The organism is Natronohydrobacter thiooxidans (genome assembly GCF_001884735.1).
Classification (GTDB): Bacteria; Pseudomonadota; Alphaproteobacteria; order Rhodobacterales; family Rhodobacteraceae; genus Roseinatronobacter; species Roseinatronobacter thiooxidans_A.
This window is the reverse complement of sequence record NZ_MJAP01000010.1, coordinates 1-24,704: the sequence shown is the minus strand read 5'-3', so window position 1 is coordinate 24,704 and position 24,704 is coordinate 1. Positions and strand designations below refer to the sequence as shown.

Genomic DNA, 24,704 nt, shown 5'->3' with positions numbered 1-24,704 from the left:
TGGCAGGTCCGGGATCTGGTGGGCCGCCTTGGCGGCCAGCTGCGTATCGCGCCGGGTGCCGTGATCGGCTGGGACATGGGCGCGGCACTCGCACTGGGCCAGGCGCTGGGCGTGTCAACGCTGGTCCTGGCGGAACTCCTGCCCGGCATTGAAGCCGTGATGGTCACCAAACTCAACCAACAGATGGAAGCAGATCATGGCGGAAAAACGGGTTAGCGTCCGCCTTGCGGCTGTGGGCGGGCGTCAGGTGCGCTCGGAACTGGAGGGCGTCGGCGAAGCTGGCAAGCGCGGCTTCGGGCGGCTGAGCCAGGAGATGGAGGTGGCAAACCGGCGGCTTGCGGGGTTTGCGCGTCGGGTAAAGGTGGCGGCAGCTGCGGCAGTCGCAGCCGCCACAGCTGCGGGCGTCGCGATGATCCGCTCCGGCCTGCAAACGGTCGACGCGCAGGCGAAGCTTGCGGCATCGCTCGACACCACTGTGGCCAGCATTCAGGTGCTGGAACGCGCAGGCGATCTGGCAGGTGTGTCCATGGGTCAAGTCGAACAGGCCACGATCCAGCTGACGCGGCGTCTGTCGCAGGCGGCCTCTGGCACTGGGCCTGCCGTCGAGGCGCTGCGTCGGCTGCGCTTGTCTGCCGAGGAGCTGCAACGCCTGCCGCTGGATGCGCGCATTGCCACCATTCAGGCGGCACTGGGCCAGTTTGTGCCTGAGGCCGAGCGGGCCGCTGTCGCCTCGCAGCTGTTTGGGGATCGCGCCGCACTGGTCTTCGGGCGCATCGACAGCGCGACGCTGCGCCAGGCCACACAGGACGTGCGCGATTTCGGTGTGGTGGTGTCTGATCAGGACGCAGCGCAGATCGAGCGCACCAATGATGCGATCTCGCGGCTGGGGCTTATCTGGCGGGGGCTCTCGAACCAGCTGGCGGTGGCCGCAGCGCCTGCGCTCGAAGCTATCGCCGATGCCATGGCCGCTGTCGCCCGCACCACGGGCCCGCTCGGTCAGGCAATCCGAGGCCTCTTTGACAATCTCGGACGCCTCGTCAGCATCGCAGGGACATTCGCCGCCTTCATGGCCGGGCGCTGGGTGGCCGGGCTGGCCGCCGCCGCGCTCTCGGTGCGCGGGCTGGCCACCGCTCTGGTCGTCCTGCGCGGGGCACTGATCCGCACCGGCATCGGTGCGCTGATCGTCGGCGCTGGCGAGCTGGTCTATCAGTTCGGGCGCTTGGTGTCTGGCGCCGGTGGCTTCGGGGCCGCGCTGGAGCTGATGGGAAATGTCGCGCGCGCGGTCTGGGATGGCATGGCGGCCTCGATGTCGGCCTTTGGCGACCGGTTTCGCGCCATGCGCGCGGATATCGAGGCGCTCTGGCTGCGGCTGATGCGGTTTTTGGGCCAGACATGGGCGGATTTCCTGAGCCGGATCGCGCCGGGCTTCAACCAGATCGCAGATGTGATCGGCGCCGGTTTCCAGATCGACGCGCTGGGCGTGCAGGCATGGGTGTCGAGTTTCGACGCAGGCATCATGCGCGCAGAGCGCTCCGCCGAGGGATTTCGCGCGCGGGCGGATGCGACACTTGCCAGCACCTTTGACGGCGCGCGCGACGCCATGGCCGCGCTTCTCGCAGCAGTGCGCGGGTCGGGCGAGGAAAGCGCAGATGCGCTGGATACGGCCACGGCTGGGGCGCAGCGCATGAGTGACGCGCTCGATCAGGCCGAAGCAGCAGCGGGACGCGCAGGCGCTGCGGGGCGGCAGGCCGGATCGGATACGGCCAGCGGTGCGAGTGAGGCGCTGACCGGTTGGCAAGCGGTGACGGCGGCGCTCGCCGAGTATGCCGACAAGGCCCGCGATATCGTTGCGGATATCGGTCAGGCGCTGGTGGGCGCGTTCGGGGCTGCCGAGAACGCGGTGGCAGATTTCGTGCGCAAGGGGAAGCTGGACTTCCGCGATCTGGTGACCTCGATGATCGCTGATCTCGCCCGGCTCGCCGCGCGGCGCTTTATCCTTGGGCCACTGGCAGGGCTGCTCTCTGGCGTGCTGGGCGGCGCAGGCGGGCTCTTCGCCAATATCTTCCATGCAGGCGGTGTGGTCGGCGGTCCTGCCCCGGGGCGCATGGTGCCTGCCATGGCCTTCGCAGCTGCGCCTCGGATGCATTCCGGCGGCTGGGCCGGGCTCAAGCCAGACGAAGTGCCCGCGATCCTGCAGCGCGGGGAGCGCGTGCTCTCGCGGAGAGAGGCTGCGGGCTATGGGGGTCGCGGTGGCGATGGCGGCACGACCGTGAATGTCACGATCATGGCGCGCGATGCGGAAAGCTTCCGGCAGTCGCGCACACAAGTGGCAGCAGACATTGCCCGTGCGGTCAATCTCGGGCGGCGGGGGATGTAGGTGCAAGGTGAGGCGGCGCAGTATTGTCACAAGGAGCCCAAAGCGGTCAGTCGCCCCTGAAGTTGACGAAAGAGCTGAGCGTGCCCAGATAGAACCGGCAGCTACCCTTGCTGTGCTTGTTTGTCGGGCTCGTCTCATGAAAATCTTGTCGTTTGCTGTCGATGTTTTGCTTTTCGTGTCGGTCATCGGTATTCTGATCCTGGTCTGGCGCAGAAACCGACGCAGGAAGCGCAATGTCTGATGTGCCATCAATGAAACTACGCCGCCTGACTGCATTTGTTTTCGTATTTTTAAGCATTGCGCTGGCATGGTTCCTGTATTCCGAACCGCATGTAAGGACGTATCTTTGCCCGGCATGTTCGGGGTTTCGCCAAGTTGCGCCACGCATTTATGTCGATCAGCAGGCGACTGATGCACAAATAGGCGCAGCGTTGCAGGACCTTGCGACGGCGGAAGGGTTGGTCCTCGATTTCTATCCAGAGCGTAGGTCAGACGCTGTTTGGCTACTTTGCCTGTCCGGTGAATGTGGAGTGCGCACATCGCCCATGCCGCTTGCGATGGCCTATATGAACCTGTTCGTATTCGTATATCCTGAAGGGGCAACCACGACCATATTGGCGCATGAGCTTGCGCATACGGAATTGCACCAAAGGGTCGGCAGCAATCGTCGGTTCTTCTCGCAAGCTGTTCCAACATGGTTTGACGAGGGCCTCGCCGTCTATATCTCCCATGACACCCGCTATCTGGACGTAGAAAATGGCGTGGTCACGGGCTGCAAAGCCGGGAATTGGCCGCAACCGCCTTCCGATCAGCGAGCATTCCGACGCTTTGGCGCTACCGAGGCGGAGGCGATTTATACGGCTTCAGCCTGTCTGGTGATTGATTGGATTGACCGCCACGGCGGGGCAAAGGCTGTTATTTCGTTGCTGGACGAAATTCGAGCAGGTGACGCCTTTCGCGAATGACCGCAAGGTCCCGCATAGCCGCCCCGCAGTCGAGCCGGTTCCTGAGCAAACCCCTACTTCCTGAGACGAGGATCAGATGTCCTTTCACGAGGTCCGGTTTCCGGACGCGATCAGCCGTGGTGCGCGGGGTGGTCCCGAGCGGCGCACGCAGGTGGTGGAGTTGGCGAGCGGTGACGAGGAGCGCAATGCCAGCTGGGCCAATTCGCGACGGCGCTATGATGTCGCCTATGGCATTCGACGCGCCGATGATCTGGCCGCTGTCGTGGCTTTCTTCGAGGCGCGCAATGGCCGGCTGCACGGGTTTCGCTTCAAGGACTGGTCGGATTACAAATCCTGCGCGCCCTCGCAAACCCCCGGGCCGCTGGACCAGCCCATCGGCACCGGCAATGGCAGCGTGACCAGTTTCGCGCTCATGAAACGCTACACGTCCGGCAGCGCGATCTGGACCCGCGCCATCACCAAGCCGGTCGCGGGAACCGTCCGCATCGCGCTGGGCGGGGTTGAACAGGCCACTGGCTGGTCAGTGGATGCCACGACCGGCGTGGTGACATTCGGGACCGCGCCCGGCGCAGGTGTCAGCATCACCGCAGGCTTCGAGTTCGACGTGCCCGTCCGCTTCGACAGCGACACGCTGGACGTCACCCTCGATATCGAACGGCTCGGCTCGATCACCTCCATTCCCCTGCTGGAGATCCGGCGATAGACGCGCAAGACAGGCCGAGCGCGTGCGTCACTTGCCGTCAGCACTGCGCGCAGGGAATGTGATGATCTTTCCGTCCTGCGCCTGTGTCGCGCGCTGCAGGACCGCCAGAAACCGCTCAAGCTGAAGCACGTCCACGCGCTTGATGCCCGGATCATCCGCAGGTTTGGCCATCGAGCGTGGCTCAGTATCCGGAACTTCCCGCATGGCAATGCACTCTCGCTGCACGACGTCACGGCCCCAAACCTGCCGAAATAGCCATAGAAAAGCAAGGTAAACCGATGAAACAGATCGACCCTGCGCTGCAGGCGCATCTTGATGATGGCACGACGACGCTCGCCTGGTGCTGGCGCATCACCCGCGCCGATGGCGTCAGCTTTGGCTTCACTGATCATGATTGCACATTGGTGTTCGAGGACACCGAGTTTGAACCCGAGAGCGGCTTTGCCGCCTCGGAAATCCGCGCCGGGTCGGACCTGTCGGTTGATGCGCAGGATGCCGAGGGCGTGCTGTCCTCTGACCGGATCACCGAGACGGATATTCTCGACGGGCGCTGGGACAATGCCGAAGTCGAGCTCTGGCGCGTGGACTGGGCCGATACCAGCCAGCGGGTGCTGATGCGCAGAGGCGCAGTCGGGCAAATCCGGCGCGGGCGCATGGCCTTTGTGGCCGAAGTCCGCAGCCTCGCGCATGTTCTGGGCCAGACAGTCGGGCGGACGTTTCAGGCGGGCTGCGATGCGGGCTTGGGCGATACGCGCTGCGGCGTCGATCTGGAGAACCCGGCCTACGAGGCAAGCGGCGCTGTCATCGACCTGCTGCGTGACCGGGCCTTCACGGCGGCGGGGCTGGCGGGGTTCAGCGCGGGCTGGTTCAGTTTCGGCACGATTGACTGGACCAGCGGTGCCAATGCCGGGCGGCGGGCGGAGGTGCTGGCGCATGATCTGGTGGATGGCGTGGCCGTTCTCACCCTGCTGGAAGCACCTGTGCGCGCTGTCACCGAGGGCGACGGTTTCATCATCCACGCTGGCTGCGACAAGCGGATCGAGACTTGCAGCGCCAAATTCGGGAATGTCGCGAATTTCCGGGGCTTTCCCCACATTCCGGGTCAGGACACCATTCTGCGCTACGCTTCGCGCGATGGTGGGCATGAGGGTGGTGTACTGTGACACCGGCTGATCCCGACCGCGTCATTGCGGCTGCGCGAAGATGGCTCGGCACACCCTACCATGATCAGGCGAGCCTGCGCGGGGTCGGCTGTGACTGTCTCGGGCTGGCGCGCGGGGTCTGGCGCGAGGTTGTGGGGCCCGAACCTTTCCCGATCCCGCCCTATAGCAGGGACTGGGGCGAAACCGGGTCACGTGAGGTGCTGGCCGAGGGCGCGCGCAGGATGATGATCGAGGTGCCGGTGGTTGATGCCCCACCCGGCGCGTTGCTCCTGTTTTGCATGATGCCGCGCGCGATTGCCAAACATGTCGGCATCCTCACCGGACCTGACAGTTTCATCCATGCCTATGAGCGGCTCGGCGTGATCGAGCAGCCGCTCAGCCCTGCCTGGCAACGGCGCATCGCCTTTGCCTTCCTGTTTCCGGTTATCGCGTCCGATCACCCCAATCCTGAGTGAGCTCCACAAATGGCAACCCTTGTCCTCGGCGCTGTCGGCTCCAGCATAGGTCTGGGCTTTGGTGGAGCCTTCCTTGGCCTGTCGGGTGCCGCGATCGGCGGGATGATCGGCGCGACAGTGGGTTCGGCCATCGACAGCTGGCTGATTTCCTCGCTGGCACCTGCGCAACGGATCGAGGGCGCGCGGCTCGACAGCTTGCGGATCACCTCCTCAACCGAAGGGGCGGTCGTCCCGCGTGTTTATGGGCGCATGCGGATCGGCGGCAATATCATCTGGGCCACGGATTTTCGGGAGGAGACGCGTACGACCACGCAGCGCGGCGGTGGCAAGGGCGGCGGGCCACGGGTCAGGACGACAGAGTATCTCTATTACGCGTCATTCGCCGCTGCACTCTGTGAGGGCGAGATCACCGGCATCGGGCGCATCTGGGCCGATGGCAAGCCGCTCGATCTCTCTGGCATCACCAGGCGCTGGTATACAGGCGATGACGCGCAGCAGCCTGATCCCTATATTGTGGCCCGGATGGGGGCCGCCAACACGCCCGCCTATCGCGGCACAGCCTATGTCATGTTCGAAGACCTGCCGCTCGGCGATTATGGAAACCGCATCCCGCAGCTGACCTTTGAAGTGTTCCGCCCGCTCGCGGATCCCGACACGGCCGAAGGGCTGACCCGCGCGGTGACGCTGATTCCTTCGGCAGGCGAGTTCACCTATGCGACAGATGTCGTGCGCAAGGTGGAGGGTGGGCGAAATATCGGTTCCGGTCTGTTCGGCATGACACTTGGCGGCACCAGCAGCGCCGAGAATTCCAATGCAGTCGCCGACACCGCCGATATGGTCGTGGCGCTGGACCGCTTGCAGGCGATTGTGCCGAGCGTCGAAAGCGTCAGCCTCGTGGTGTCCTGGTTCGGCGATGATCTGCGCGCAGGCAACTGCACGATCCGGCCCAAGGTCGAATTCATCGACAAATCCACGCCAAATGCAAGCTGGACCGTGAATGGCGTGACGCGGCTGACGGCGCAGCTGGTGAGCCGTGATTCCGAAGATCGTCCGGTCTATGGTGGCACGCCTGCGGATTTCGCCGTCGTGCAGGCGATCCGGGAGCTGAAAGCGCGCGGGCTGCGCGTGACCTTCTATCCCTTCCTGATGATGGATGTGCCGCCAGGCAACACGCTGCCCGATCCCTATAGCGACAATGCGAGCGATATCGGTCAGCCCAAATTCCCATGGCGCGGGCGGATCACCTGCTCGCCAGCGGCAGGTTTTGCAGGCAGCGCCGATCAGACTGCGAATGCCGCCGCGCAGGTCGCGAGTTTCTTCGGCAGTGCGACGCCGGGCAGTTTCGCCATTCTGGGCGAGAGTGTGATCTGGACCGGCCCTGCCAATGACTGGGGTCTGCGCCGGATGATCCTGCATTATGCGCATCTCTGTGCTGTGGCCGGGGGCGTCGACGCCTTCCTGATCGGCACCGAGATGCGCGGCCTCACGCAAATCCGCTCGGGCGCGTCCACCTATCCGGCGGTGCAGGCGTTTCGCGATCTGGCCGCAGATATCCGCGCCATTCTCGGGTCCGGGACGAAGATCAGTTATGCCGCCGACTGGTCGGAATATTTCGGCCATCAGCCTGATGATGGCAGCAATGATGTGTTTTTCCACCTCGACCCGCTCTGGGCCGACACGAACATCGATTTCATCGGCATCGACAACTATATGCCACTCTCGGACTGGCGCGACGGGTTTGCGCATGCCGACGCGCTTACTGGCTGGCCTGCCATCCATGACCGCGCCTATCTGCAATCCAATATCGCAGGCGGTGAAGGGTTTGAGTGGTTCTATGCCAGCGCCGGTGATCGCGCGGCGCAACTACGCACGGCCATTGCTGACGGCGCACATGGCAAGTCATGGGTGTTTCGCTACAAGGATCTGCACAGCTGGTGGTCCGAACCGCATTTCAACCGCCCCGGCGGGGTCGAAAGCGGCACACCCACCGCATGGCTGCCGCAGTCGAAACCTGTCTGGTTCACCGAGCTGGGCTGTCCTGCTGTCGATCGCGGCACCAACCAGCCGAATGTCTTCTTCGACCCGAAATCCTCGGAGAGCTTTGTCCCCTATTTCTCGCGCGGCTGGCGCGATGATGCGATCCAGCGCGCCTATCTGGAGGCAAGCTATCTCTGGTGGGGCGAGGCAGACAACAACCCGGTGTCCACCGTCTATGGCGACCGGATGGTGCATGTCCCCGAATGCGCCGCTTGGACATGGGATGCCCGGCCCTATCCGTTTTTCCCCGCGCTCACCGGTGTCTGGACCGATGGCCCGAACTGGCGGCTCGGGCACTGGCTGACCGGGCGGCTGGGTTCTGTGTCGCTGGCCGCCCTCGTCCGCCAGCTTTGCCTGCGCGCTGGGCTGCCCGAGGACCGCATCGATGTCTCGGGCCTTTGGGGCGCTGTCGAGGGCTATGTGATCGCAGCACTGGAAAGCCCGCGCAGTTCCATCGCGACCCTCGCGCGGCATTTCGGCTTTGATGCCGTCGAGACGGGCGGTGTGATCCGCTTTGTCATGCGTGGTCGCGCTGCCGTCACCGTGATCAGCAGTGACGATATGGTCGCTGCGGGAACCGGCGCAGGCGCCGATGGTGCCTCCGGAGCAGAAGTTCTGGAACTCACCCGCGCGCAGGAAACCGAGCTGCCGCAAGCCCTCAAATGGCAGGTCGCGCGCGCCGATGAGGATTATGACGCCGCACAGGTTGAGGCGCAGCGCATCACTGTGGACACATCCCGCATTGCGCTTGAGAGCTTCCCCATGGCCGTGCCGCCCGAAGAGGCCGAGCGCCGCTGTCGCCGCGCGCTGATGGAAGCCTGGTCAGGGCGCGAAACAGCCGTGTTTCGGCTGCCGCCGTCGCGCCTTGCGCTTGATCCCTGCGATGTGATCGCGCTCGACCATGACGGACGGCAGGTCGATTTGCGGCTCGTCTCACTGGCAGATTCCACGTTTCGCAGCGTTGAGGCCCTGCGGCAGGACCGTGCGATCTACGATCTGCCCCCCGGCAATCCTCGGCCCGCGACACTGGCCACGCCCATGGTGTTTGGCACACCCGATCTGCTGTTTCTCGACCTGCCCCAGCTGCGCGAGGAGATTGCCCCGCACCGCCCGCTGATCGCCGCCCATGCGCGGCCATGGCCCGGCGAGATGGCCGTCTATCGCAGCCCCGCGAGCGACGGGTTCGAGCTGCTGACCATATTCAGCAGTCGGGCACGGATGGGCCTGCTGGTCGCAGATTTCCATGCTGGGCCCACCTCCCGCTTCGATCTGGGCAATGACCTGATCATCGACCTGTTCGCAGGCACGCTGGAAAGTGTCACGGACATTGCCCTTTATGGCGGGGCCAATGCGCTGGCAGTGGAAACGGGCGTTGGCCAGTGGGAGATCGTGCAGGCAGGCACGGCCGAGCTGATCGCGCCGGGGCGCTATCGACTGACGCGGTTGTTGCGCGGCCAGCGTGGCACGGAAAGCGCCATGGGCGATCCCACGCCGGAAGGTGCGCGCGTGGTCGTCCTTGATGACAGCCTCACACCACTGCCGATTTCCGAGGCCGATCTGGGCCTGCCATGGAACTGGCGCATCGGACCCGCCGCGCGCCCGCCCAGTGATGACAGCTATGTGGCGGCCAGTTTCACGCCGGAAGGCGCCGGGCTGCGGCCTTTCTCGGTGGCCCATGTCCAGCAGCCCTGGCGCAGAGCGCGGAGCCCCGGCGATCTGACAATCCGATGGGTGCGCCGCTCGCGCGCACTCTCGGCAGATAACTGGGGCGCAGGCGATGTGCCGCTCGGGGAAGAGCTTGAGGCTTACGAAGTCGATATCCTCGATGGCGCATCGGTGAAACGCACGATCAGTACAAACACGACGAGCGCGCTCTATTCCAGCACTGACCAGATCGCCGACTGGGGCGCGCTGCTCGGCCCCGGCGACCCGCTGAGCATCCGTATCGCACAGCTCTCCGCCCTGATCGGACGCGGGGCCGCGCGGACCGTCACGCTCTTCTTCTGACCAAAACCACAGGATTTTCCATGTCCGACACCACCAGCAACCTGCTGCTGCCCTATATTCTGGCCGCGCAGGCCCAGAAGCACGTCACCCATAACGAGGCGCTGCGCCTGCTGGACGGGCTGGTCCAGCTTGCGGTGCTTGCGCGCGATCTGACAGCCCCTCCGGCGAGCCCAAGCGAGGGAGATCGGTATATCGTGGCCTCGGGGGCCACAGGCGACTGGGCGGGTTGGGATCTGAATGTCGCGCTCTGGACCGACGGGGCCTGGCTACGCCTGCCACCGCGCGTGGGATGGCGGGCTTGGGTCGAAGCTGAAGCCGTGCTGCTCGTCTATGACGGTGCAGGCTGGATCGGCACCACGCCCAGCGCGCTGCAGGATCTGACGCGTATCGGGCTTGGCGCGACGGCCGATGCCAACAACCCCTTCCTTGCACAGATCAATGCGGCGCTGTGGACAGCGCTGGCCACAGGTGCCGGCGGCACTGGCAGCCTGATCCAGAGCCTGAACAAGGAGGCCAGCGCGAATGATCTGGGCTTCCTGTTCCAGACCGGCTTCTCGACCCGCGCGCTTCTGGGGCTGTTTGGCTCGGACACGTTCCGGCTCGCAGTTTCACCCGATGGCAGCACCTTTTTTGATGCGTTGCGCGCTGACCCGGCCAGCGGCATTCTCGATCAGCCCCGCCTGCCGCGCTTCAAGGGCTATACCAATTACGACAACTACGTGGGCGTCGGTTCCTGGACGAAGATCGGCATCAATGTCATCGAGTACAATGATCAGGGCGCGTTTGATGCCGCGAACAACCAGTTCATAGCCCCGGTGGATGGCACCTATCTTTTTGGGGCCACGCTGATGTTCAAGGTCAATGCGAGCACCTCCGCGCGCATGAGCGGGCGGCTGGTGATCAACGGGACCGACGTGCTGCGCGGCAGCTACGGCGAAAGCTCGGCCACGCATCGCTCCGAGGCCACAGCGCTCTGGCTCCAAAGCATGGCCGTGCTGGAAGCGGGCGACACGGTCGAATTGCAGGGCTTCTTCCGCGCCCATGACGGCTTCTTCGCGGCCGAGCAGACCAGCTTCTGGGGGGCGAAACTCGGATGAGCCAGCACTCTTCACTGACCGACCAGATCCTGCAGGCGTTTCGCGACCATGGCATCGCAGCCGCCATCGGAGTCTGGTTCACTTTCATTGCCGGGCTGGCGACGGCCGTGACGAGAAAGGCATTCACCAATGAGGCGCTGCTGCACAAGCTCGAGCAGGAGCTGGCCGAGGAGCGCGCCCGCATCGAGAAGCGGCGTGACGAGGACCGGCGCGTCGATCATGACCGCCTTGCCCGGATCGAGCGCGACATCCATGACATGCGCAATCTGATCTTTGCGGCCTTCCAGCGCCGGGATGGCGACTGACAGCTGCTGGCTGTTGCCATCTGACAGCAGCGCCCAGCGCGCGCTCAAGACACCAGCGCGCAAGAGCATTCTGGCACGCTGACGACCCCGGACGCCCGACACATCCCCACCGCTGCCCTCTCGGGCTGCGGCCCATTTCGCATGCCCATCACCCACAGGAGCAACCCCATGTCTGACCCCATCCGCAGTTTCCGCCATTTCCGCGATGTGCCCGACAGCCTCTGGCGCTGGCGCAATTTCTCGCCAGCCGAGATCGCCTGTCGTGGCACCGGCCAGCTGAAGCTGCACCCCGAGGCGCTCGACAAGCTGCAGGCGCTCCGCGACCGGCTGGGCAAGCCGCTGATCGTCCGCTCGGCCTATCGCTCGCCCGAGCATAACCGCAATGTCGGGGGCGCGGCGCGCTCGAAGCACATGGATGGCACGGCGTTTGATATCGCCATGTCGAACCATGATCCGGTGGCGTTTGAAGCTGCTGCACGCGAGGTGGGGTTTCTGGGTTTTGGCTTCTATCCCCGCTCGGGCTTCATCCATATCGACCTCGGACCGGCTCGGGTCTGGGGCGAGCGGTTTCCGGTGCGCGCGGTGGCGTTTGCGGCAGAAACGCCGCCCGCGCGCGAAACCATCGCGCAAAGCCGCACGCTGAAAGGGACTGGCGCAGCCGGGGTTGCGACAGTAGGTGCCGCCGGGGTCGAGGTGGCGCAGGAGGTTCTGGCCGAGGCGCAAGGGGTCGTTCTGCCACTGGTGCCGCATCTCGACACGCTACGCTGGCTGTTCATCGCGCTGGCGCTGGGCGGGATCGCGGTTGCCGTCTGGGCGCGGCTCGACGACTGGAAGAAGGGCCTGCGTTGATGTGGTCCAGCCTCGTGGTCATGCTGCTCGCCCGGCCATGGGCGTGGCGAGTGGCGGCTCTCGCCCTCGCCCTGCTCACCATCGCGTTGTTTTTGATCAACCTTCGCCGCACGGCCGAGCGCGCAGGCCGCGCCACCGAGCGACTCGAAACTTTGGAGCGTACACATGCAATTCAACGTCAGATGCTGGAAGCGGCCTCAAACCGCCCTCGCAGCCGCGATGATCTTCTTGACCGCCTGCGCGGGGGTGAGTTCTGACACGGCGCGCAGCGCCTGCCCGCCCGTGGTCGAGTATAGCCAGGCCGCGCAGGCGCGCGTGGCCGAGGAGCTGGCAGCACTGCCAGGAGGCACCTTGATTGCTGAATGGCTGGCGGATTATGCGGTGTTGAGAGAGCAGGCGCGAGCTTGCGAGTGAAAGGACAGATCATCCGCCAAATTGATGGCGTGCGCCCCGCAACCCCGCTAATCTGACCGCATGAAACCCGAAGATGAAAAACGCGTCGCTGCGAATCTCGCAAAGATCATGGCGATGCTGTGCGTGCGCAATACCCAGCTGGAAACACTGCATTCCGGACTGACCCCTGTCACCCGGATCGGCGACTATTCGGATGTCTTTGTCACAGATGCAGACGGTCGACGCATCCCCTGGACGGATGTCTCGCATGTCGACGAAGATGAGATGCGTGATCTGATGCGCGACATCGTCAATCGCCTCTACACGTTTCACCTGCACGCGGACGACCCCGGACTTCAGGCACAGATTGAGCGATGGATGGTTGCTGCTTCAAAATGGGACGCGCCGGAGGTCGATCCCAGGATCATGCGCCACTCTGGTTTATGGCCCCCAACGGACTGAGTGTCGTCAAAGATAGTCAGCAATTACGCCCGAGTTTGTCTTCCACGCAGGCAAGAGCTTCTTCTGCAGATTTGTCGCCCAAGTTTGCAAGCATGACGGCCAACGCGCAACAATCGAAACGCGAAACCGCTTCGTTGGCTTTTGCCTCAAGCAAATCTGCGGAAACGCCTGTTTCGGAAAACACGATCTCCACCTGGTAAAGCAGGAAATGTCCATATTCGTCGATCAGGCTAAATCTGGCAGGTACCGCAACTTTGTTCGTACTCTCGATGACTTTCTGTACTTCGCCAATTCGTTCGGCAATCAGTTCGTTGTGAAGACGCAAAGTTATCGTACAGGCAGAATAATCCGGAGCGAACATGAACTCGGCATAATAACCGCGGCTGGTTTGCTCCGACGGAAGAACCAGGAACATCTGGTGGGTTGACATGACGTCATGATCCCAGCCGCGCCTTTTGGCCATCGCGCTGGCAATCTTCATCGCTGGCACGTTCCCGATCGCCTTGCCCATAGTCAGACCTCCAAGATCTTCGACACATCTTCAAACTCCGGATCGGCGGCATAGATTCGCTCGAATTCGCTCCGGGCGCGGGCGGGCTGGCCTGCTTCATGAAGCACCGCACGATCATAGCGGATCTGATGCAACAAGCTCGTAGGTCGATCCTTGCGGCGGCGGTTGGCGAGTGTGAATACGTCGATAGCCGCGTCGGGCATGCCAAGAGCGGCCAGCGCTCGGCCGCGATAGAGCAGAATAGCGGTGTCGACCGGGGTTTCGTTTTCGACATGCACTGTGGCGCGCACCACGAGGTCCATCAGCGCACGGTCATCCGGGGTGTCGAGCGCCAGCTCTGCGAAAGACAACAGCACCACCGGATCGGAGGTATCAATCTCCAGCAGCCGCTCGATGTGGCCCATGGCATCGGCGTGGCGGCCCTGAAGCTGTGCGATCTCCACCAGCGCCAGACGCGTGCCACGCTCGCGCGGGAAGACATGGGCGAAGATGTCGCTCGTGATCGGCAGGCTGGCCTGCGCGGCGATCTCGTATTTGCTGAACAGCGTGCCCAAATCAACTAATCTGGCCAGAGCGTGCTCGAAATGTGCTTTTGCGCGGTCAAGTTCCTCGCGACGCAGCCGGATCATCCCCGCCATCCAGGCGGCATCAGGCAGATCACCGGCATCTTCCAGAGCAGCCAATGCCGCGTCCTGATCGCCGTCATTCAGCGCTCGAATTCCGTCGATGAAGCGCTTTTCCTCGGCCGGTGTCATCAGCCGCTGGAAGAACCCCAGCCCCAGCCGGTCGCGCTGCGGCACGGATGGTGCGGGCGCCGCCCCACCGCGCCCGGCGCGGTTGCGATCATGAACTGTGTAGAACAGGCCCGTCCCCGGCAAACCTGCCGTCGCGCGATTGCCGCGCGGGCTAATCGTGTATTTCGCGCCGCGCGGGCCCAGCGACAGCGAGGCCGTCGATTTCGACAGGTTCAGCGTGACACCGGGGGCCAGACGGATGCGGCGCCAGAATCGAAAGGCCATCTCTTTTTATCCTCTGCTCATGCGACCACCGGATAGAATGGGCGTCCCCAATCTTCCTGCGGGTGATCCATCATCAGATCAACGAAGACCGGCAGTAAGAACCCCAGAATTGCAGCACCATCACGCACCTGCGAACGGTTCACACTGCTGTTCCAGGTCGCTCCGCCATGCACAAGCTGGTTGCGCAGCACATAGAGCCGGTCGAAAACGAAGCTGAGCACCTTCACACCGTCGCCACTTTGAAAGGCTTGTGCGAAACTGCGCGAGGACTGCCGGAACTTGTCCTCCCAATCCGCGAACCCCTCGATCCCGTTGGTATGCTGCCAGAACGGGTTGAAGACGAAATGGTTCTCCATGAGCGCCCGAACCGGGCCGGAAAAGCGCTGCCAGAGCGCCTTGTAGATGCGCTGATCCGCATCACGCGCGACCAGCTTTCCGAAATATTCGGCAAACGCCGCGCGTTCACCGAGTGATATTGACTGGAAGTCCCGCTCATCGGCATAGGCGGCATTGAAGGCGATCCACAGGAAGATGAACCGTGCGTCGTGATCCTCGCCGCAGGCCTCAGAGCGGCCGATCCAGCTGATGGACCGATGCACCCGTAAGCCCATCGTGGCAGGGAAATCCGCACGAATGGCGCGCTGCTTGTTTTTCAGAGCGTCGAATGTCAGCTGCGCGACCATTGAAAATTCCCTTCGTTCTGTGGTTACGGCATGGCCGCAAAATCTGAGCGGCGGTGCCGGGCCACCATGTCATGCAATGCCTTCGGTGCAATCACTTCGACCTTGTCGCCCCATTGATACAGATGCCAGGTCATTTCCAGCCAACCCGCGGCATGAAATCGCACGATCAGGCTACCATCCTCCTGCGGCTCCAACACCTGCTGGGGATGGAAACGGAAACCCGCCGCGCGATCGGCTGCCTCCGGGGTGAAACGCCAGATCACCTCGCCATATTGCGCGGGGTCCTGCCAGACGCCGAAAGCTTGCGCTGCGTAATCCTGAATCGTGAACCCCTCCTGCAACGAAAAGCTCTCGTTCAGTGTTTCGGCCTCATGGATCAGATCAATGCGGAAATTGCGCACCTCGTCGGCCTTCGCTGGGTCGCGGGCGGCAAGATAAGTGCGATGACCCAAAAGTACCCCATGCGGTTCCAGAATGCGCATCCGGCTATCATGATTGTAACGAACCCGCAGCCGGAATGGCCCACGCAAGGCTTCAATGATCGCATCGAGAATGTCCGGCGCGACGCTGACCTTGGGACCGGGCCGTGTCACTTGGCCCATCGCGGCCAGAACGGCCTCTGCATCCGCCTCGACCCGCGCCCGTGCCGGGCTTTTCATCAGCAAACCCTCGCGCAGATCATTCAGGGCCTGCGCATGACGCAAACGCCCATCGGCGGCCGCGGTGCGCGCCGCGATCTCCAGCGCTTCGACACCGGTTTCCTGACGAAGTTGCAGTCGCGCAAGACCGGGATCAATCAGGCGCCAGCGGCGCTTGCGGTCTTCGCCATCTTCAGCCTGCACATTCGCGAAGCTCTCATGCAATGCATCGGTCATACGCTGCGCCGTACGATGTGAAACAGCGAATTCCTCGCAAATCTCCTCGAGGCTGATGCCCCCGCGCCGGGATGCTGCCATCTGTGCGAGGCGGATCAGATCCTGAGCCTTGGAAAAAGACATGCGCGCCCCGCAAACCTGCCAGCTTTTGTCACCCTGACAGGTTAAAAACAGAAATGCGTCCTGTCGAGCCGATTCCCAAGTGATTTTCAGGACCAGTTTCTTGGCCCGGCAGGCGCACCATATCAGCAAGAGGACTGACAATGAGCGGACGTGTCATCAGAATTGAGCGAATTACCTCGCGCAGCGGCGTCACCGAAGAACCCGTATTCACAGCCAAAGGCTATCAGCTCGCGGATCCCGCCCACGGCAAACACAAGCATCATGCCCAACATGCGACCTATGTGCAGTCGCTGGATGAAGCCGCTGCCTTGATCGCGCGTGGTTTCTCTTTGCGCATGGGTGCGCAGGGCAAGCCGGCTTCCCTGATCGCGCCCAAGAGCCTGCGCATCATTCGAGAGAACGTACTTCAGGCGAACTGATCGTCGAAAGCTCTGGACAGGGCGGGTTGTGGCGATGACCAGCCCTGTCTGACAGCAATTGACACCCACAAAGATAACTGAGCAACTTGATGATATTGCGAAGCGACTCTTCTCTGGGTTGCGCTCTTATTTGAAAAGGCCTCCATGCGTAACCTGAATGGCAGCATTCTTTTTTCAGCGACCGATTTGATGCGGTTCATGGGCTGCGCTCATGCAACCACGCTGGACCTGATGCGCCTGCGTGGCGAGGGGCCAGAACCACGCGCCGATAGCGAAGATGCAGCTCTCTTGCAGAAACAAGGCGATGCGCATGAAATTGCACATCTGAACCGGCTGAAATCCTCGGGTCGTTCTGTGGTTGAGATTGAGCGCAGCGATCTGCCTACGGATGCTGCAACAACGCGCGATATGCTGAGGCAAGGGGCTGAGGTTGTCTTTCAGGGCGCTTTTCTGTCTGGTAACTGGGGTGGGTGGTCGGATTTTTTGGAGCGGGTGGAGCGCCCCTCAGTGCTAGGCTCATTCAGTTATGAAGTGGCTGACACAAAGCTGAAACGCCGTCCACACCCCAAGCATGTCTTGCAACTGGTGCTCTATTCAGACCTGCTGGCAGAGGTTCAGGGCGTCGCGCCGGAATTCGCTCATGTCGAGTTGGGCGATGGCACGCGCACGACGCTGCGACTGGCCGATTATGCTGCCTATGCCCGCATGGCCCGCGCACGGCTGGAAGCCTTCGTCGCAAACCCGCCGGACACCCGCCCCGTCCCCTGCGCCGATTGCGCGCTCTGCCGCTGGGCCGATCATTGCCAGAGCGTCTGGGACGGTCAGGACAGCCTGTTCAACATCGCCGGTATCGCGCGCGGACAGGTCAAGAAGCTGGAGGGCGCGGGGATCATCACTATGGAGGCGCTGGCCAGTCATGTCGCCCCCATCCGGGGCATGGCCGCGCCTACCCTCGACAAGCTGCGCGCGCAGGCCCGGCTGCAACATGCCCGCAAATCCGGGCCGCCGACATATGATTTGCGCCCGGCGCTCCCCGGCAAGGGCTTCGACCTGCTGCCGCAGCCGCAACCGGGCGATCTCTTCTACGATATCGAGGGCGACCCGCATTACGAGGGCGGGCTGGAATACCTACATGGCGTCTGGTTCGATGAACGGTTCCGCGCCTTCTGGGCGCATGACCATGCCGAGGAGGCGCAGTCGCTGGCCGCCCTGCTGGAGTTCTTCCGCGACCGGCTCGATGCGTTCCCCGAGGCGCGCATCTATCACTACGCCCCCTATGAGATCACCGCCCTGCGCCGCCTGACCACGAAATACGGCATCGGCGAGGCGTTCCTCGATCGGCTGTTGCGCGAGCGGCGCTTCGTGGACCTTTACGCCGTGGTGCGCGGCGGAGTGATCGCGTCGGAGCGGAATTATTCGATCAAGTCGATGGAGGTGTTTTATGACATCACCCGCGACGGCGATGTGAAAAGCGGCGGAGGGTCGGTCGTGGCCTATGAGGAATGGCGCGAAACCCGCGAGCAGCGCATTCTGGACGAGATCGAGGACTATAACCGGATCGACTGTATCTCGACCGAGAAACTGCGCGACTGGCTGGTCGGTATCCGCCCTGACGGCCCCTGGCCGGTGTTTGAGAAGGACGCCCGCGAACAGGAGGTCGAGGAGGACGAGGCAACCACGGCCCTGCGGCAGGCGCTGGCGCGCTCTGGACTACCCGAGGAACGGCAGGACATGCTGTTCAACCTTGCCCAATTCCACGCGCGCGAAGCGAAGCCCGCCTGGTGGGCGATCTTCGACAGTCTGGGCAAGGATGACGAGGAGCTGATCGACGATCTGGATGCCTTGGGCGGGTTGGTCGCCACGGGCAAGCCGTTTGCCATCAAACGCTCCACGGCGCAACGCTACCGCTTTCCGCCTCAGCAGACGAAACTGCGCAGCGGCAGTTCGGCAAGCGTGCCCACGCCCGAGGGGTTCGATACCATCACGGTTGAAGAGCTGGACATGGAGGCGGGCGAGGTGACGCTGAAGGTCGGCAATGCGCGCGCCGATATCTTGCAGCGACACCTGAACCTGCACCCGAACAAGCCTCTGGACACCAAGGTGCTGCGCGCGGCCATTGCCGATGTGATCCGCGATCAGTGCGAAGGCCCTGCATTCCGCGCTGTGGATGACCTGTTGTCGCGCACAGCGCCGCGTCTGACCGGGCCGCAACGGGACATCCTGCAAGGTGATGACCTTGTCGCGGGCATGATCGACGCGGTTTCGCGCATGGATGAAACGGTTTTGCCCGTGCAAGGGCCGCCCGGAACCGGCAAGACCTATGTAACAGCGCGGGCGATCCTCGCGCTGGTGCGCAAGGGGTATCGTGTGGGCGTGGCATCGAACAGCCATGAGGCAATCCGCAATGTCCTAATGGGCTGCTTGTTGGCGTTGGAGGATCAGGACCTGCCGATTGACCTGGAGCTTGTTCACAAGGTTTCAGGGGATCAGGACGGCTATCCTGAGGGCTGCGCCGTGACCCGAACCAATGACAACGCAACTGCCGCTGCATCCGGTCATGTCGTAGGCGGCACCGCCTTCTTCTTCGCGCGCGACGAGAATGTGCAGGCCTATGACTGGCTGTTTGTGGATGAGGCCGGTCAGGTGGGGCTGGCCAACATGGTCGCGATGGGCCGGGCCGCCCGCAACATCGTGCTGGTAGGCGATCCGCAGCAACTGCCGCAGGTCATCCAAGGCGCGCATCCAGCGCCCGCGAACCTGTCCTGCTTGGAATGGATGCTGGGCGATCATGCGACCATCCCGCCGGATCGGGGAATATTCTTGGGCGTCACGCGGCGGATGCACCCGGATGTGAACCACTTCATCTCGGAACAGGTCTATGAAGGGCGGCTTGCCAGCCATGAAGACACGGCAAGGCAGCGCGTCACGGGCACATCCTTCCCCGAAGCCGGGGCGTTCTGGGTTCCTGTCGCGCATGAGGGCAACGCCCAGATGGCGCCGGAGGAGGTCGAGGCGATCCGTCGCGCCTGCGACGATCTGCTGAAAGGCCACTGGACGGGCAAGGACGGGCAGACGCGTCGCCTGCGCCGGGAAGACATCATCGTGGTCGCGCCCTACAACCTGCAGGTCAACGCGCTGCGCGCAGCCCTGCCGGACGAGATCAGGGTCGGCACGGTCGACAAATTCCAGGGACAGGAAGCGCCGGTCTGCATCGTCTCGATGACCGCGTCATCAGCCGAGGAAAGCCCGCGCGGCATGGAATTCCTGTTCTCGCTCAACCGCATCAACGTGGCCGTGTCCCGCGCCAAGGGGCTGGCCTTGGTCTTCGGCGCCCCGCGTCTGCGTGAGGCGAAATGTGAGACGGTCGAGCAGATGCGCCTGGTGAACACGCTGTGTGCATTGAATGTTATGGATTTCAGGACTTAAGAAAAAAGATGACACAATCTGAAGATGACTGGCTTCAAATCAAGAAAGAGCAGGCACTAGCCTTCGGCAAGCCAGTGCCATCTGGCTTCGTTGTTCGCCAAGGGTCAACCGCGATGCGGGAAGGCTCCCCAAACAAGAAACGCGACAGGCCCGAACGAGACCGTTTGGTTGAGCAGGGTATTCTCGTCCCCGATGGGAATCCGGCACTCTTCCGTTTCAGCGTAGATCATGTGTTCAACAGTCAGAGCCGTGCAGCGGGCGTGGTTATCGACGGAAATAGCAATGGTAGTCATTGGCAACCCGCAACGATGAGCCTTCCCACACAGGTCGAAACGCGAGGCCGTTTCACTAGGCGAGAGATCGAAGAGGCGATGGATGCCTTTGACCGCTACAAAAAGAACGGCAAGGAAAGCGAAATATTCCGCCATTTCGGTGATCCGCGGGACTATTGGGTGCGCTCCAGCCGAAACCGTGACAACCGTGTTTACCCCACAAAGCCGATTGTCGGGTTCATCCTGAACAAGACAGAGCTCAACGGTGGCTGGGGACAAAAGTCAGACGCCGCTGCACGATTGCACAACGCTGGTTTCATTATCGTAGGCGAGGATGATGCACCTGTCGCGCCACCAGAGAAATACGACCACCTGATCCGCGACGCTGATCGCATTCGCCTCTGCGCGCTGAATTACTTCATCGAACCAGCACGCGAACAAGGCGAGGCAGAAGTGTCAATCCGAGCAAGCGATCTTGCTACGGCAATGGGGCTGCAAGACGCCTTTCCCAATATCTGTCAGGCCCTAGGTGGGAAGATATTTCAGCAACTGGCGCAAGTGCCGCCACCGACCCATACCGGGCCAAACCCGAGCAGCTCGACCATCTTCACTTACACGCTTGCAACACAGGCAGAGGCCCAAAGCATGACAGACGAAACGACGCCTTCACCCCGGTCGGCCACAAACCTTATCCTCTACGGCCCTCCCGGCACTGGCAAGACCTACCGCACAGCATGGGAGGCGGTCCGGCTATGTCTGGGGGAGCAGAGGGCGGCTGAACTCAAGGGCAACGACAAGCGTGATGCGTTGATGGCAGAGTATCGACGCCTCGTCAGCGAGGGCCTGATCGAATTCACGACGTTTCACCAGTCCATATCCTACGAGGAATTCGTCGAAGGTTTGCGACCGAGCACTGGTGACGATGTCGCCGAGGGGCCGGAAGACGTTACAACAAGCACCGGCGGGTTTCGTCTGAAGCCCCATGACGGCGTTTTCAAACGCATCAGCGAACGTGCCAGACTGGATCGGGCGGACAGCGGTTCGTCTGCGAGGCTTGATCGCTCAGCGCGCGTGTTCAAGGTTGCGTTGGGGCGACGTCAGGTTGAAGATGATCGTATTCGCCATGGCCTTGACCATGGTTTAATCCATGTGGGCTGGGGCGGGGATATTGACTGGTCAGCCGAACGCTTCGACGATTTCAACGAAATCTTTTCGGAGTGGCGCGCAAAAAAGGATGCCGATGCTACCGGCCACGATGGCAACATCGTGGTCACCTACTCCTTCAGGGCCGATATGCAGGTTGGGGATTATGTTGTCGTGTCCGATGGTCGGGACCGGATTCAGGCTGTTGGACGAGTGAGCGGCGAATATTTCTACGATTCTGAAGCAACATACCACCCGCATCGTCGTCAGGTAGAATGGTTGTGGCGGGATGACACTGGAACGGAAAGAAGTCGTTTCTACCCGAATGGTTTCAGACGCCATTCAGTTTACAAGTTAAACCAGTCAATCATCGACTGGGATGCATTGGAGGCGATTGTTTTCGGGAATATGACACCGAACGCTAGCAGGTCGGCGCGCGACCATGTCCTGATCATCGACGAAATCAACCGTGCGAACATCTCGAAGGTCTTCGGCGAACTCATCACACTGCTCGAACCCGACAAGCGGCTGGGCATGGAAAACGAGATACGCCTTGTCCTGCCCTATTCCAAAAAACCTTTTGGCGTGCCCGCGAACCTGCACATCATCGGGACAATGAATACCGCCGACCGCTCAATCGCACTTCTCGACACGGCCCTGCGCCGCCGCTTTACGTTCCGTGAACTAATGCCTGATCCAACTGTCCTCTCGACAAATATCGAGGGGATCAACCTGCGGGCGCTTCTGACCACGATAAACGATCGGATCGAGTATCTTTTTGACCGCGAGCATCAGATCGGGCACGCCTATTTCACAGGGTGCAAGACCCGCAGCGCTATTGCGGATGTGATGCGCTACAAGGTCATTCCGCTGCTGGCCGAGTATTTTTATGAGGACTGGTCGAAGGTCGCTGTCGTGTTGGGCGAAACCGGAAAAGGTGAAGCACGGTTTATAGCGTCCGAGCCTCTCAAGCGTCCTGACGGCATGGCAGAGGACGATTTTTCGGGTGAAAGGCTACGCTGGCGGGTAAAGGACCAGTTCGATTTCTCGGAGTTCGAGGTCTGATGCCTGCCTACACATTGCGGGAATGGGCGAGACTCCCCCTGGGCGACGACGATGGCGAAATCCCGGAGCATCTGGCAAAGCGCCTGGCTGATGTGGCGAAGGCATCGTCCTTTGCTGGGCAAGGTGGGGGCGGTGTGCTGGAGGATCGGCGCACCGAGTTGCGCGCGCGCGGCGTTGTGGGCGTGATCGCTGCGCAGGGGTGCAGTCTCGAAATTCTACCGAAAATTGACATCCTCCCGGCGGCAGAGGAAGATCAACAGAACGCTGCGATCCGCAAACGCTTGGTGCATATGCTCGCGGTCGCCCTGAACCTGAAAATCGATATGGGCCAGGTGACAGAACTTGACTGGCAGCGCGAAACGCTTCTGGAAATCCTGATCCGGTTATTCTGTGACAAGTTGACCGAAGCCGTGCGCCGTGGCTTGCCACGTCGCTATCTGGGTCATGAGGATGATCTTCCGGCACTGCGCGGCACGCTGGATGTGCCGCGCCAATTCACCCGCCATGCCGCCAACCCCGGCCGACTGGCCTGCCGTTTCGATGACCTGTCGCAAGATATCGCGCTGAACCGCATCATGAAAGCCGCCGTTGCGCATCTGTTCAGAATGAGTAGAAGCGCCGCCAACCAGAAACGCCTTCGCGAACTGGCCTTTGTCTATGGCGACATCACCGACATTGCCGTGCCCGCGTTGAAGTGGGAGGACGTCATAATCGACCGAACGAACCGTGCCTGGCAGGATCTGTTCGGCATGGCTCAACTGTTCTTGCGCAGCAGATATCAGACAACGAGCAGCGGCGCAGGGCAAGGCACGGCGCTCCTCTTCGAGATGAATGCGCTTTTCGAGGAATATGTTGGCCGCCTTGTCGTGCGGGCCCTTGCCGGAACGGAGTTCCGCGTGTCGCTGCAGGGGGGACGACTGTTCTGCCTGACAGCGATTGAGGACAACCGTGACATGTTCCAGACCAAGCCGGACATCCTGATCAGGCGCGACAGTCAGGTGGTGCATGTCATCGACACGAAATGGAAACGGATATCAGCGCGGATCGATGATCCGAAACAGGGCGTGTCACAGAGCGACATTTATCAGATGATGGCCTATGCTCATCTCTATAAGCCCCCGAGGCTAACTCTTCTCTACCCCCATCATGTAGGACTCGGCAGAAAAGAGGGCGTTCAGACGCAGTTCAGGATCACCGGACACGATACACTGATCGACACCGCAAGCGTCGATGTGGCCAACAGCAAAGAAATCGTGACACGCCTGAGAAACAACCTGTTTACAAGCATGATGAATGACACTTCTTCTTCGATGTTGAAAGAATGGGCCACCTCAAGGCAGCGGTTTCCAGCGTAAAGTACCGTCAAGCTGCGCCAAACCGTAGGTGACAAACAGCGTCGAGGCACATAGCCTGGTGCCATGACGAACGGTGCATGGACGGATAAAGAAAACGATCTGATCGTCGCGGATTACTTCGCGATGCTGGCCGACGACATCTCTGGGCGTCCCTACAACAAGGCCGAGCACCGCCGCGCGCTGCTGCCGCGGCTGAACAAGCGGTCCGAGGGCTCCATCGAGTTTAAGCACCAGAACATCAGCGCGGTTCTGAAGGGTCTCGGCGAGGACTGGATCCCCGGATACAAGCCCGCCTTCAATTTCCAGATGGCGCTTGTCGATGCCGTGGCCCGCTGGCTGGCGCTGAACCCGGGCTGGCTAAGCCGTCAGCCCGGTCTGCGTCCAGCATATGGCTTCAGCGAAGCGGCGCAGATCTGGACCGGGCCGCCGCCAACACTTTCGAACCAGCCGCCGCCTCAGGAGCTGGAGCAGATGCTGCACATCGCCCGAAAGTTCGATGTCGCTGGGCGAGACGAGCGCAACCGAGCCCTCGGCCGTGCAGGTGAGGAACGCGTGCTGGCGCATGAACGGTCCACGCTGCGGGCGGCGGGGCGTGACGATCTGGCGCGCAAAGTGCGCTGGGTGTCGGAGGAGGATGGCGACGGCGCGGGTTATGACATTGCGAGTTTCGCCCCGGACGGTCTGCCTCGGCTTATCGAGGTCAAGACGACGAACGGTTGGGAGCGCACACCCTTCCACATCACACGCAACGAGCTGGCCGTGGCAGAGGAGCGCCGGTCGGATTGGCGGCTGTTCCGGCTGTGGAATTTCTCACGCGAGCCGAAGGCGTTCGAACTGCACCCGCCCCTTGATGCCCATGTCTCACTGACTGCGACGACATTTCAAGCGAGTTTTCAGTGAGTTGCGGTCAAAAAGACGTCGTGCGTTGTGCCGGTTCCGCCCGAGATAGACCAAGTTCACTATGCCCTGAGATTATGGGGCTAGAGCGTGTCGCTGCTGA

The 24,704-nt window shown here is 62.2% G+C and carries 23 protein-coding genes; 17 read left to right on the top strand and 6 right to left on the bottom strand.

The genetic code is table 11. The annotated features are described in order from the left end of the window. The first annotated feature begins 18 nt into the window (after positions 1-18). The 4 genes from BG457_RS06805 (at position 19) to BG457_RS06790 (ending at position 4,045) form a co-directional block, all read left to right on the top strand. On the top strand, positions 19-216 hold the full coding sequence (locus BG457_RS06805; RefSeq protein ID WP_071796277.1) for a DUF7697 family protein: 198 nt from the start codon (positions 19-21) through the stop codon (positions 214-216). Further along, the gene (locus tag BG457_RS06800) at positions 197-2,377 is read left to right on the top strand and encodes a phage tail tape measure C-terminal domain-containing protein (protein WP_071796276.1); all 2,181 of its coding nucleotides are present in this window, start codon (positions 197-199) and stop codon (positions 2,375-2,377) included. Before BG457_RS06805 ends, BG457_RS06800 begins: the two co-directional genes overlap by 20 nt. A 233-nt stretch (positions 2,378-2,610) precedes the next feature. Further along, a complete protein-coding gene (locus BG457_RS19915; protein WP_139257597.1) occupies positions 2,611-3,342 on the top strand; it encodes a hypothetical protein in 732 nt (243 codons plus the stop codon). A 76-nt stretch (positions 3,343-3,418) separates the two neighbouring features. Beyond that, a complete protein-coding gene (locus BG457_RS06790) occupies positions 3,419-4,045 on the top strand; it encodes a DUF2460 domain-containing protein (protein ID WP_071796274.1) in 627 nt (208 codons plus the stop codon). Positions 4,046-4,072: 27 nt separating this feature from the next. Here the strand turns inward: BG457_RS06790 and BG457_RS20180 are convergent, their stop codons facing one another. Beyond that, positions 4,073-4,249: a hypothetical protein gene (locus BG457_RS20180; protein ID WP_175546753.1), complete on the bottom strand. Its 177-nt coding sequence runs from the start codon at positions 4,247-4,249 to the stop codon at positions 4,073-4,075. Positions 4,250-4,323: 74 nt separating this feature from the next. Here BG457_RS20180 and BG457_RS06785 point away from each other — a divergent pair, with 74 nt between their 5' ends. The 8 genes from BG457_RS06785 to BG457_RS06745 all read left to right on the top strand — a co-directional run bounded on the left by BG457_RS06785 (position 4,324) and on the right by BG457_RS06745 (position 12,813). Beyond that, positions 4,324-5,208, top strand: a complete 885-nt coding sequence (locus BG457_RS06785) for a DUF2163 domain-containing protein (RefSeq protein ID WP_071796273.1) — start codon at positions 4,324-4,326, stop codon at positions 5,206-5,208. Beyond that, positions 5,205-5,663: an NlpC/P60 family protein gene (locus BG457_RS06780; RefSeq protein WP_071796272.1), complete on the top strand. Its 459-nt coding sequence runs from the start codon at positions 5,205-5,207 to the stop codon at positions 5,661-5,663. Before BG457_RS06785 ends, BG457_RS06780 begins: the two co-directional genes overlap by 4 nt. A gap of 9 nt (positions 5,664-5,672) precedes the next feature. Then, complete coding sequence (locus tag BG457_RS06775; protein WP_071796271.1) at positions 5,673-9,707, top strand: baseplate multidomain protein megatron; 4,035 nt, start codon at positions 5,673-5,675, stop codon at positions 9,705-9,707. Between the two features lie 20 nt (positions 9,708-9,727). Further along, positions 9,728-10,804 (top strand): DUF2793 domain-containing protein, encoded by a 1,077-nt coding sequence (locus tag BG457_RS06770; RefSeq protein WP_071796270.1) that lies wholly within the window; start codon positions 9,728-9,730, stop codon positions 10,802-10,804. Continuing rightward, the gene (locus tag BG457_RS06765; RefSeq protein WP_071796269.1) at positions 10,801-11,109 is read left to right on the top strand and encodes a hypothetical protein; all 309 of its coding nucleotides are present in this window, start codon (positions 10,801-10,803) and stop codon (positions 11,107-11,109) included. The genes BG457_RS06770 and BG457_RS06765 overlap by 4 nt, the downstream gene beginning before the upstream one ends. A gap of 168 nt (positions 11,110-11,277) precedes the next feature. Continuing rightward, the gene (locus tag BG457_RS06760) at positions 11,278-11,958 is read left to right on the top strand and encodes a YcbK family protein (RefSeq protein WP_071796268.1); all 681 of its coding nucleotides are present in this window, start codon (positions 11,278-11,280) and stop codon (positions 11,956-11,958) included. Then, on the top strand, positions 11,958-12,215 hold the full coding sequence (locus BG457_RS06755; RefSeq protein ID WP_071796267.1) for a hypothetical protein: 258 nt from the start codon (positions 11,958-11,960) through the stop codon (positions 12,213-12,215). Before BG457_RS06760 ends, BG457_RS06755 begins: the two co-directional genes overlap by 1 nt. A 217-nt stretch (positions 12,216-12,432) precedes the next feature. Continuing rightward, entirely contained in the window at positions 12,433-12,813 is a 381-nt protein-coding gene (locus tag BG457_RS06745) for a hypothetical protein (protein WP_071796265.1), read from the top strand. 16 nt (positions 12,814-12,829) lie between these two features. Here BG457_RS06745 and BG457_RS06740 read toward each other — a convergent pair whose 3' ends face one another. Genes BG457_RS06740 through BG457_RS06725 form a run of 4 tightly spaced genes read right to left on the bottom strand, consistent with a single transcriptional unit; the run spans position 12,830 to position 15,901 of the window. Then, a complete protein-coding gene (locus tag BG457_RS06740; protein ID WP_071796264.1) occupies positions 12,830-13,324 on the bottom strand; it encodes a hypothetical protein in 495 nt (164 codons plus the stop codon). Positions 13,325-13,326: 2 nt separating this feature from the next. Next, positions 13,327-14,343, bottom strand: a complete 1,017-nt coding sequence (locus BG457_RS06735; RefSeq protein ID WP_071796263.1) for a DUF4236 domain-containing protein — start codon at positions 14,341-14,343, stop codon at positions 13,327-13,329. Positions 14,344-14,360: 17 nt separating this feature from the next. Then, on the bottom strand, positions 14,361-15,026 hold the full coding sequence (locus BG457_RS06730; RefSeq protein ID WP_071796262.1) for a HEPN domain-containing protein: 666 nt from the start codon (positions 15,024-15,026) through the stop codon (positions 14,361-14,363). A gap of 23 nt (positions 15,027-15,049) precedes the next feature. After that, a complete protein-coding gene (locus BG457_RS06725) occupies positions 15,050-15,901 on the bottom strand; it encodes a helix-turn-helix transcriptional regulator (RefSeq protein WP_245770946.1) in 852 nt (283 codons plus the stop codon). 263 nt (positions 15,902-16,164) lie between these two features. Between BG457_RS06725 and BG457_RS06720 the strand changes: the two genes are divergently transcribed. Continuing rightward, entirely contained in the window at positions 16,165-16,443 is a 279-nt protein-coding gene (locus tag BG457_RS06720) for a hypothetical protein (protein WP_071796260.1), read from the top strand. Here the strand turns inward: BG457_RS06720 and BG457_RS20175 are convergent. Then, positions 16,431-16,643 (bottom strand): hypothetical protein, encoded by a 213-nt coding sequence (locus BG457_RS20175; RefSeq protein ID WP_175546752.1) that lies wholly within the window; start codon positions 16,641-16,643, stop codon positions 16,431-16,433. The genes BG457_RS06720 and BG457_RS20175 overlap by 13 nt on opposite strands. Between BG457_RS20175 and BG457_RS06715 the strand changes: the two genes are divergently transcribed. The 4 genes from BG457_RS06715 (at position 16,588) to BG457_RS06700 (ending at position 24,604) form a co-directional block, all read left to right on the top strand. Next, entirely contained in the window at positions 16,588-19,869 is a 3,282-nt protein-coding gene (locus tag BG457_RS06715) for a TM0106 family RecB-like putative nuclease (RefSeq protein ID WP_071796259.1), read from the top strand. The genes BG457_RS20175 and BG457_RS06715 overlap by 56 nt on opposite strands. Positions 19,870-19,877: 8 nt before the next feature. Continuing rightward, positions 19,878-22,349: an AAA family ATPase gene (locus BG457_RS06710; RefSeq protein WP_139257595.1), complete on the top strand. Its 2,472-nt coding sequence runs from the start codon at positions 19,878-19,880 to the stop codon at positions 22,347-22,349. Then, positions 22,349-23,704, top strand: a complete 1,356-nt coding sequence (locus BG457_RS06705; RefSeq protein WP_084657519.1) for an McrC family protein — start codon at positions 22,349-22,351, stop codon at positions 23,702-23,704. Before BG457_RS06710 ends, BG457_RS06705 begins: the two co-directional genes overlap by 1 nt. A gap of 63 nt (positions 23,705-23,767) precedes the next feature. Continuing rightward, positions 23,768-24,604 (top strand): protein NO VEIN domain-containing protein, encoded by an 837-nt coding sequence (locus BG457_RS06700; protein ID WP_071796258.1) that lies wholly within the window; start codon positions 23,768-23,770, stop codon positions 24,602-24,604. The last annotated feature ends 100 nt before the right edge of the window (positions 24,605-24,704 follow it).

What these genes read in the sequence shown, in the direction of transcription:
- BG457_RS06765 (WP_071796269.1), top strand. Translation starts at nt 10,801, where the DNA reads ATGAGCCAGCACTCTTCACTGACCGACCAGATCCTGCAGGCGTTTCGC.
- BG457_RS06735 (WP_071796263.1), bottom strand. Translation starts at nt 14,343, where the DNA reads ATGGCCTTTCGATTCTGGCGCCGCATCCGTCTGGCCCCCGGTGTCACG.
- BG457_RS06710 (WP_139257595.1), top strand. Translation starts at nt 19,878, where the DNA reads ATGACACAATCTGAAGATGACTGGCTTCAAATCAAGAAAGAGCAGGCA.
- BG457_RS06715 (WP_071796259.1), top strand. Translation starts at nt 16,588, where the DNA reads ATGCGTAACCTGAATGGCAGCATTCTTTTTTCAGCGACCGATTTGATG.
- BG457_RS06755 (WP_071796267.1), top strand. Translation starts at nt 11,958, where the DNA reads ATGTGGTCCAGCCTCGTGGTCATGCTGCTCGCCCGGCCATGGGCGTGG.
- BG457_RS06700 (WP_071796258.1), top strand. Translation starts at nt 23,768, where the DNA reads ATGACGAACGGTGCATGGACGGATAAAGAAAACGATCTGATCGTCGCG.
- BG457_RS06790 (WP_071796274.1), top strand. Translation starts at nt 3,419, where the DNA reads ATGTCCTTTCACGAGGTCCGGTTTCCGGACGCGATCAGCCGTGGTGCG.
- BG457_RS06775 (WP_071796271.1), top strand. Translation starts at nt 5,673, where the DNA reads ATGGCAACCCTTGTCCTCGGCGCTGTCGGCTCCAGCATAGGTCTGGGC.
- BG457_RS06745 (WP_071796265.1), top strand. Translation starts at nt 12,433, where the DNA reads ATGAAACCCGAAGATGAAAAACGCGTCGCTGCGAATCTCGCAAAGATC.
- BG457_RS06770 (WP_071796270.1), top strand. Translation starts at nt 9,728, where the DNA reads ATGTCCGACACCACCAGCAACCTGCTGCTGCCCTATATTCTGGCCGCG.
- BG457_RS06720 (WP_071796260.1), top strand. Translation starts at nt 16,165, where the DNA reads ATGAGCGGACGTGTCATCAGAATTGAGCGAATTACCTCGCGCAGCGGC.
- BG457_RS06800 (WP_071796276.1), top strand. Translation starts at nt 197, where the DNA reads ATGGCGGAAAAACGGGTTAGCGTCCGCCTTGCGGCTGTGGGCGGGCGT.
- BG457_RS06785 (WP_071796273.1), top strand. Translation starts at nt 4,324, where the DNA reads ATGAAACAGATCGACCCTGCGCTGCAGGCGCATCTTGATGATGGCACG.
- BG457_RS20175 (WP_175546752.1), bottom strand. Translation starts at nt 16,643, where the DNA reads ATGAACCGCATCAAATCGGTCGCTGAAAAAAGAATGCTGCCATTCAGG.
- BG457_RS06705 (WP_084657519.1), top strand. Translation starts at nt 22,349, where the DNA reads ATGCCTGCCTACACATTGCGGGAATGGGCGAGACTCCCCCTGGGCGAC.
- BG457_RS06725 (WP_245770946.1), bottom strand. Translation starts at nt 15,901, where the DNA reads ATGACCGATGCATTGCATGAGAGCTTCGCGAATGTGCAGGCTGAAGAT.
- BG457_RS06760 (WP_071796268.1), top strand. Translation starts at nt 11,278, where the DNA reads ATGTCTGACCCCATCCGCAGTTTCCGCCATTTCCGCGATGTGCCCGAC.
- BG457_RS06740 (WP_071796264.1), bottom strand. Translation starts at nt 13,324, where the DNA reads ATGGGCAAGGCGATCGGGAACGTGCCAGCGATGAAGATTGCCAGCGCG.
- BG457_RS19915 (WP_139257597.1), top strand. Translation starts at nt 2,611, where the DNA reads ATGTCTGATGTGCCATCAATGAAACTACGCCGCCTGACTGCATTTGTT.
- BG457_RS20180 (WP_175546753.1), bottom strand. Translation starts at nt 4,249, where the DNA reads ATGCGGGAAGTTCCGGATACTGAGCCACGCTCGATGGCCAAACCTGCG.
- BG457_RS06730 (WP_071796262.1), bottom strand. Translation starts at nt 15,026, where the DNA reads ATGGTCGCGCAGCTGACATTCGACGCTCTGAAAAACAAGCAGCGCGCC.